This window comes from Ectobacillus panaciterrae DSM 19096 (assembly GCF_000430785.1).
In the GTDB taxonomy this organism is placed as follows: domain Bacteria; phylum Bacillota; class Bacilli; order Bacillales; family Bacillaceae_G; genus Ectobacillus; species Ectobacillus panaciterrae.
In genome coordinates this window covers 1-3,690 of sequence record NZ_AUMR01000160.1, presented here as the reverse complement: position 1 = coordinate 3,690, position 3,690 = coordinate 1, and the positions used below count along the sequence as shown (strand labels likewise).

Below are 3,690 nucleotides of genomic sequence, written 5' to 3'. Positions count from 1 at the left end.
CTCTATTTTTCTCGTATATCGAATGATTTGATATGCCGTGTAAAGATAATAGTTCCGTCAATTTCTATGTAGTCAATATTTCTATCGGTGATGTCCCTCGTTAATTTATTCTGTAAAACAGACAAGTTTTCTTCACATATCGTCTGCTCCAATTGTCCTTTTGGTAAATGAAACGTCACTAAAAAGTCCTCTGTTTTCACGATAATTCCCCCTTGGATTGATATGCTACTTCATGATAACTCAGATAAACATCACCTGTACAAAGGGGATAATTGAAGTTTGTATACTGAAATTTCAAATTTTAGTGTGCGAAATTTCAAATTTACATCACACAACTTGAGATTATGAAAAAATTCGCTATAGAAACAAAAAAAGAAAAGAAAGTTGTATGCCATGAGAGTAATACAGCATACTTACGTTTTTTGATGTAGGATTTTTTTATTTTAAGTGTCAAAAGTTAAGAGTTGCGGAAGGATTTCCTGTTTAACTAACAAGGCAGGATAATTAAAGAATTAGATGGTAATACAACCCAAATAAAACCTGTTGTATGATAAAGTTAAAGAAACGGAATTTTTCATTTCAAGGGGGTTCTTGTTGTGCAAAAAAGGACTATTGTTATTTCCTACTTATTATTCCTTGTTCCTCTTATATTCATTATCAATTTTCTATTTGATATTGTTACACTCAAAACGATACAAGGATTACCCATATTTTTTCCTTTATTACTTTGTCCTATTGGTTTGTTCTTTGCCTCAAAAGCCTATACAAGCGAAAAGAATATACTCACGCTTGGTGCTATCCTCGCAAATTCGGTCTTATTCCTCTTTCCTTTTGCATATATGATTTTAGGAACAGTGATATTTGGTGTCTAATGTAGATAATATTAAAATCCCTTTTTAGCTTTAATTCAAGAACAGGACTGTCAATAGGCGGTCTTTTTTATGTCTTTTAGTTTCAAAACTTAAGAGTTGTGGAACAGATTCTTCTTCAACTAAAGTAAGCAGGTTAGTTAAAAAATATCATAATCTTTCTAGAAAAAACTATTTATAATATGGGAGGGTTGTGCCATAAAAAAATTCACTTTTGTAATTTTAATTGTTTTATTTTTATCAGGATGTACAAGTAATCTAGATAAAAAATCTATCCAATCTGAAAATTTGATACAGAAGCTACAAGAGGAAGGTCATACAGTTATTAAAGAGCAAGTTGGAAAGAGTCCTTATTTTTCTTCAGCTTATGCCACTTTCTATAAAGTTGATGGTAAAATATTAGCTATTTATGAATTTCAAAATGAACAAGAAGCTAAAAAGGAATCAAAAACAATATCTGAAGATGGCTCAACTATCGGAAATTCACTAATGGAATGGATAGATGATCCTCATTTTTACCAAAAAGGAGAAATCATTGTTAGTTATATTGGGTCAGATACAAAATTACAAAGAGATTTAGAAAAGATTCTTGGAAAATCAATTACAAACACTCCCATATTAAACAAATAATGTTCTTCACTAACGGGTGCTTATGTTAAATAAACCATATTGATTTACTTCCGATAACGCGAATTATGTGAACTAATCATGAATAGGACATACATTGATGATTAGAAGTAAATTAGGATTTAATAATTTATATGAGTAGTTTATTAGTATGTATGGAAACTATGAATAAGCCATTATAACGCAATTGTTTTTGCTTTTATATTGGTAAGGTGCTATAGTGATTTTAAACCATTTTACTTTTAATACTATAGAGATTTAAATAAGCTGTAACTTCAAAGGGGATAGCAAGGTTAAATATTCTCAGAGGTTGCGGTTTTTTAATGCCTTTTTATGACTTGTAAAATGGTTGAAAATGAATATGTACATAAAGGTACATTTTAGGAGGATTTTTTTCATGCAAAACGGTAAAGTAAAATGGTTTAACGCTGACAAAGGTTTTGGATTTATCGAAACTGAAGGTGGACAAGATGTATTCGTTCACTTCTCAGCTATTCAAAGTGAAGGATTTAAGTCTTTAGAAGAAGGTCAAGAAGTTACTTTTGATGTTGAACAAGGTAACCGTGGACCTCAGGCTACAAACGTAAGAAAGAACTAATTGAAGTGAGAGAGAAGGGGATTCCCTTCTCTCTTTTATGTTGGTAGTTTTTTTATTTTTTGTTTTTTTTACATTAAATATTAAATTTTATTGGGTAGATGTTTCAAAAACAGTACTTTTACGGACCATTGTATCTATGATTCCCTAGAAAAGTAAGAGTTGAGACGAGAGGGGCATAAGTTTGCGCCTCTCGTCTCAACTCTCCAACAACTGAAGCGTAGCGAAAGGCGTTAGTAAATAGCTAACCTACCGCCCTTCGGTTGGTGAAGGTGTATGTCGTCGGAGAACAAGTCTCCTTCCTCCGTACACCTATATAATAATAGAAACGCGGTTAATCTTGTATTTTTTCGCTTTCTTTGATGTATCGATATAAAGTAGTTCGAGAAACACCAAAAATTTCTTGGACCTCTTTTTTAGACCTACCTAGCTGAATCATCTCTAACATTCCCTGGATTTGCTTTTCAGAATGAGACTTTTTCCGACCTCCCATTCTTCCCCTAGCTTTTGCACTGGCAATACCACTTTTTACACGTTCATTAATGACTTCACGCTCCATTTCTGCCATAGCTCCAAAAATATGATATAAGAATCGTCCCATCGTCGTAGACGTATCAATTCCGTCCTTAATAGAAACAAAGTTAATCCCTTTTCCTCGAAAGTGGTTGAGTAACATAACTAATTGCTGCATGGTTCTTCCCAGGCGATCTAATTTGAACACTACGAGTGTGTCGCCATTTCGTAATTTATTTAACAGTTGATTCAATTGTTCCCGCTGTTGATTTGCTCCACTTTCTTGTTCTGTCACAATTTCCTTACAACCATATTTTTTTAGTTCATCAATCTGCATGTCTAAATTTTGATGCTTAGTTGAGACCCTTGCATAGCCAAAAATCATAGTATATTCCCCCTCATGTTTCAAATAAACTATACCACAATCTTTTTGATTCTGGTACGTAATTTTGAAACGTATTTTCATAGGAATTCAGGGGTATAAATTCATGTTTCATAATCAACAGTTTTTGAAACATCCAAAGCTAGTAAAAAGAACCCATTATAGAATTAGTTATTTTCCGTTAAATGGAAAAAAACATACCTTTCAGGGTAGCTCGTTCGCGCACCTTAAAGTTACCGAATCGGTTCTGGTGCAAAGATAATTTACAAAAAACGTAGGCTATAAATTCTCTGCTAACTTACGGATTATGATGCGATGCCAAACAGTTGATCAATGAATTCTTTTCGATTTTGTGCAGACTTCACCCCTTGGTGAACCTGCTTCTTTTTAATCATATGCATTGCTTCTATGCCACTCAGTATGTAAGTGGCTGTACGAAATGATTTCAATCCTAACATAAAACGAACACGTTTTTTAATAAGCCGATGATCTTGTTCCACTATGTTATTGAGATATTTCACTTATGCCATTTGAATGCCTACTGGCATCTTTTTTTCTTTCTTAAACTCTTCCATTTCGGGTCTTAGCCCATGCTCAAGAGGACTTTATTTATGAAGAGAAATTCTGCTTTACATAACATATCACTCACACTTACCAACGATGTAAAACTTGTGTAACTATCTCTTAAAACTATCTTAATATAA

General features: G+C 33.0%; 4 protein-coding genes and 1 pseudogene. 2 read left to right on the top strand and 3 right to left on the bottom strand.

The window, feature by feature from the left end; genetic code table 11:
- Window positions 1–2: 2 nt before the first annotated feature.
- Window positions 3–200: a hypothetical protein gene (locus H540_RS0121735; protein WP_028402186.1), complete on the bottom strand. Its 198-nt coding sequence runs from the start codon at window positions 198–200 to the stop codon at window positions 3–5.
- A gap of 957 nt (window positions 201–1,157) precedes the next feature.
- Here H540_RS0121735 and H540_RS0121725 point away from each other — a divergent pair.
- Complete coding sequence (locus tag H540_RS0121725; RefSeq protein WP_028402365.1) at window positions 1,158–1,499, top strand: hypothetical protein; 342 nt, start codon at window positions 1,158–1,160, stop codon at window positions 1,497–1,499.
- Window positions 1,500–1,893: 394 nt separating this feature from the next.
- The gene (locus H540_RS0121720) at window positions 1,894–2,094 is read left to right on the top strand and encodes a cold-shock protein (RefSeq protein ID WP_028402364.1); all 201 of its coding nucleotides are present in this window, start codon (window positions 1,894–1,896) and stop codon (window positions 2,092–2,094) included.
- A gap of 331 nt (window positions 2,095–2,425) precedes the next feature.
- Here H540_RS0121720 and H540_RS0121715 read toward each other — a convergent pair whose 3' ends face one another.
- Entirely contained in the window at window positions 2,426–2,989 is a 564-nt protein-coding gene (locus tag H540_RS0121715; RefSeq protein ID WP_028402363.1) for a recombinase family protein, read from the bottom strand.
- Between the two features lie 302 nt (window positions 2,990–3,291).
- Window positions 3,292–3,549 (bottom strand): annotated as a pseudogene (locus tag H540_RS30610) (DDE-type integrase/transposase/recombinase); the annotation flags it as partial.
- Between the last annotated feature and the right edge of the window lie 141 nt (window positions 3,550–3,690).

Excerpts from the sequence above, each read along its gene's own strand:
- H540_RS0121715 (WP_028402363.1), bottom strand. The coding sequence starts at position 2,989 with ATGATTTTTGGCTATGCAAGGGTCTCAACTAAGCATCAAAATTTAGAC.
- H540_RS0121720 (WP_028402364.1), top strand. The coding sequence starts at position 1,894 with ATGCAAAACGGTAAAGTAAAATGGTTTAACGCTGACAAAGGTTTTGGA.